This window comes from Actinomadura rubrisoli (genome assembly GCF_004349215.1).
Classification (GTDB): Bacteria; Actinomycetota; Actinomycetes; order Streptosporangiales; family Streptosporangiaceae; genus Spirillospora; species Spirillospora rubrisoli.
Genome location: NZ_SMKU01000550.1, coordinates 1 through 3680 on the forward strand (window position 1 = coordinate 1; position 3680 = coordinate 3680).

A 3680-nucleotide genomic window follows, 5' to 3' on the forward strand; every position below is an offset into this window, starting at 1 on the left:
GACCCCGCCCTCACCGACCCCCGCGACTACCTGAAACCCGCCCGTACGGCCCTCTCCCGCGAGGTCGCCCACCTCCTGGGCGTTCTGCACAGTGGAAATTACAGCGACAATTGATGGCGTCCACCCGCCCTACCAGGGAATCATGGGAACCGTGGAACGTTTGCGGGGATGGCCGGTCACCCTGACCGAGGGGCCGGTCGGGCTGCGCCCGCTGCGGCATCGCGACGCCGCCGTCTGGCGTGAGCTGCGGGTCCGCAACGCCGACTGGCTGCGCCCCTGGGAGCCCACCAACCCCGAGACGCCGCTGTTCCGCAGCGGCCTCGGCCCGTACGTCAGCATGGTCCACACCATGCGCCGCGAGGCCCGCCAGGGCCTCGCCCTGCCCTGGGTCGTCACCCACGAGGACCGGTTCGCCGGCCAGCTCACCATCGGCGCCATCGTCTGGGGCTCGGCCCGCTCCGCCCAGATCGGCTACTGGATCGACCGCCAGGTCGCCGGACGCGGCGTCATTCCCACCGCCGTCGCCCTCGCCGTCGACCACTGTTTCTTCACCGTCGGCCTCCATCGCCTGGAGGCGAATATCCGTCCGGAGAACGCCGCCAGCCGCCGCGTCGTCGAAAAGCTCGGATTCCGGGAAGAGGGAATTCGCCGCCGCCATCTGCACATCGACGGCGCGTGGCGCGACCACATCTGCTACGCCCTCACCGTCGAGGACGTGCCCGGTGGCCTGCGCGCCCGCTGGATCGCCGAACGGCGGCAGGCCTTTCCACGATCGTCATGACGCCCGCCTGACTTTCCCGCCGTAAGAATCCTGCGATCGAGAAGGCCCGGCAAACGGAGAGTAACGACAACATCGATCTCGCGACACACCGCCCCTTATGCTCGTCAACCTCTGACACCGGCTCGTACCGTGCGGGGCGTGACCCTGCTCCCATTGCACGCTCGCGCGCCGAAAGTCGGCCCGCCTGTCAAGCGTGCCCTGGGAACGGCGGTGGGCCGGTGAGCAGTGCCGTCCTGTACCTCGCCATCGTCGCCGTCTGGGCGATCGTCCTCGTCCCCATGTGGCTGCGCCGCGACACCGAGGCCGGCATCTCCCGCCTCCTCCACAAGCGCACCGAGGAACCCGCCGAAGCCGAGGAGCCCGCCGAAGAACCCGAGACCCAGGAGGAACCACCCCGCCGCCGCACCGGCCGCGCCACCATCATCGCGCGCCGCCGCCGCCGCACGTCCGGCCTCACCCTCCTCGTCCTGACCGCCGTCGCCGTCGTCACCTCCGGCCTCGCGCCCTGGTGGATCATCCTGCCCCCGACCGTCCTGCTGGCCGGCCACCTGTCCCTCCTCCGCGTCGCCGTCGGCATGGACACCGCCCGCCGCCGCGCCGAAGCCGAGGCCCGGGCCCTGGCCCGCGCCAAGGCCCAAGAAGCCCGCCGCGCCGCCCAGACCGCCCAGACCACCGAGCCCGCCGAGATCATCGAGCTCCCCACCCCCGAAGAGGTCTTCGACCAGTACGCCGACGACCGCCGCGCCGTAGGCGAGTGACCACCGAATACCGATGCGCGAGCACCCCCGGAAGTTTGCTAACCTTACGGAGTCCTCGGGGCTGTAGCGCAGTCCGGTAGCGCACCTCGTTCGCATCGAGGGGGTCAGGGGTTCAAATCCCCTCAGCTCCACCACGAAGACGCAGCTCAAGGCCCTGATCGGAGATCATCCCGACCAGGATCATGATCGTCTGTCATCAAGCTGTCATCAGGATCCCCCAGTACCAGATGACACGATCCGGCAACCAAGATCTATCCCTAACGCCACCCCTGCGACCACAGCGCACCCGCAGTCAGAACTCGGCCGTGACCCACGTCCCCTCCCTGCCGACCTGCCCCCACATGTCGCCCGAGGGAGACCTCTGCGGCCCGCAGGATGCCCGGGTAGACGCTGGTGATCGGTAAAGCGCCAGCAGGCCAAGCCACAGCGTTTCTGCGATCCCTGTGGCCACAGGGGCGGACGGCTTGGATGCCAGTGTGTTCGAAGATGCGGCAGAGTTGCTGCGGCTCGGGGACGGACTGTCTGAAGCGGCGCGTGCCGCGTGGGCCAGCATGATCGCGACAAGGACGATTGGCTTCCGTCCAGGTCTTGGGCGCCCCGTCCAGGACGGGACCATCCCCGCGCGGGGATGGTCCCCGCGACGAAGCGGCTGGCTGGGGGCAGCCTGGTGCTCCCCGCGCACGCGGGGATGGCCCCTCGTCCAGAGCTCTCGGTGATCCACGGGAGCATCACCACGAGCGCGTAGACGATGGGAGGCCGTGAATCCCTCGACGTCCGGCAGTCACGCGAGCTGACGAAGACCCGCGCAGAAGACAGTTGCCCGAACTGAGAACAGAACCAGACGCGGTTCTTGAAGGAGCAACTGGTTAGTGAGAGTGCGCCCTCGTTCACCGAATCACCTTCTACGCCGCCCGGATCCCGGCTCCTCGCACCGCTGATGATCTGTTGGTCATCAGCCCCGACGGGAAAGGCGTGGTGATGCGTCCCGGCGCGTTGCGGTCGGCCACCCGCAAGGCCGCCGCGGTCCACCGGGCGGTGTTTCGCACCCGGCTGGCCTCGGGTGAGAAGCCGCATCGCAAACCGATGGCCACCCTGGTGGTGGTTCATGACGCCGTCCCCGCACCGCGCCGACCCCACGATGTGATCAGTCTCGGTGAACGCACCGGTCAGCGGAGAGTGCGAGCCGGGCCGACCGCGACCGGCAAATGGATCTACGGATCGGTGATCGAGCCCGCGAGCGTGGTGATCGGCACCGCGTTCGACCAGGCCCAAGCCCGTGACCCCGGCCATGCCCGGACCTGGGTGGTGCTGGTCGACGGTGACCCGCACCAGATCCACCTGCTCCAGGCCGAGGCCGCCCGCCGCGGCGTTCCGATCCACATCGTCTGCGATCTGATCCACGTGCTGGAATATTGCCGGCGCGCCGCGCGCTGCCTGCACACCACCGACGACCCGGGCGCCGAACACCGCGTCGCCGCCTGGGCGCTGGGCCTGCTGGCCGGCAACACCGATCAGGTCATTACCGACATGAACACCCAAGCCGTCACCGCCCCCACCGACCGGCGCGGCGGCCTGAAGGCCGCCGCCCGCTATCTGTCCGGCCACCGCGAGTTCCTGCACTACGACCACGCTCTGGAACAAGGCTGGCCGATCGCCGCCGGAGCGGTCGAGGGCACCGCCAGGCACCTGGTGGGCGACAGGCTGGAGATCACCGGCGCGAGGTGGGGCCTGACCGGAGCCGAAGCGATCCTGAAGCTGCGAGCCGTCATCAGCAACGGCGACCTGGACGCGTACTGGACCTTCCACATCGACCGCGAGCAACACCGCCTTTCACCAGGCCCGCCACCAGGACGAATACACACTCACAGCCTGATCGCCCTGCTCGCCGAGGGCGAGCTGCACCATTTTGTCAGCGGCGCCGAGCAGAATCCAAAACGCCGCCACCGACAAGCAAGGAAGCCCCCATGCCACTCACGAACCAGAAGACAGCCAATCATGCGTTCCTCAAGGGAATGAGGTCTTTCCAACCTCAGTTGGCGTGATGGTGCAGGGCGAGGATCGCCTGGACGATCGCGGTCAGGCGGCTTGGTGAGCAGCGAGCCTTCCGCAGGATGCACCAGCTCTTGAGGGTGGCGGCGCCC

The 3680-nt window shown here is 68.6% G+C and carries 3 protein-coding genes and 1 tRNA gene; all 4 read left to right on the plus strand.

Annotation, left to right across the window (positions count from 1 at the left end):
• Window positions 1-142 precede the first annotated feature (142 nt).
• The 4 genes from E1298_RS45075 (at window position 143) to E1298_RS45090 (ending at window position 3555) form a co-directional block, all read left to right on the plus strand.
• Window positions 143-781 (plus strand): GNAT family N-acetyltransferase, encoded by a 639-nt coding sequence (locus E1298_RS45075; protein ID WP_207945242.1) that lies wholly within the window; start codon window positions 143-145, stop codon window positions 779-781.
• 218 nt (window positions 782-999) lie between these two features.
• Entirely contained in the window at window positions 1000-1539 is a 540-nt protein-coding gene (sepX, locus tag E1298_RS45080; RefSeq protein WP_131903510.1) for a divisome protein SepX/GlpR, read from the plus strand.
• A 57-nt stretch (window positions 1540-1596) separates the two neighbouring features.
• A tRNA-Ala gene (locus tag E1298_RS45085) sits at window positions 1597-1673 on the plus strand.
• 811 nt (window positions 1674-2484) lie between these two features.
• Window positions 2485-3555, plus strand: coding sequence for a hypothetical protein (locus E1298_RS45090; RefSeq protein ID WP_131903511.1), 1071 nt, complete (start codon window positions 2485-2487; stop codon window positions 3553-3555).
• The last annotated feature ends 125 nt before the right edge of the window (window positions 3556-3680 follow it).

What these genes read in the sequence shown, in the direction of transcription:
- E1298_RS45075 (WP_207945242.1), top strand. Translation starts at nt 143, where the DNA reads ATGGGAACCGTGGAACGTTTGCGGGGATGGCCGGTCACCCTGACCGAG.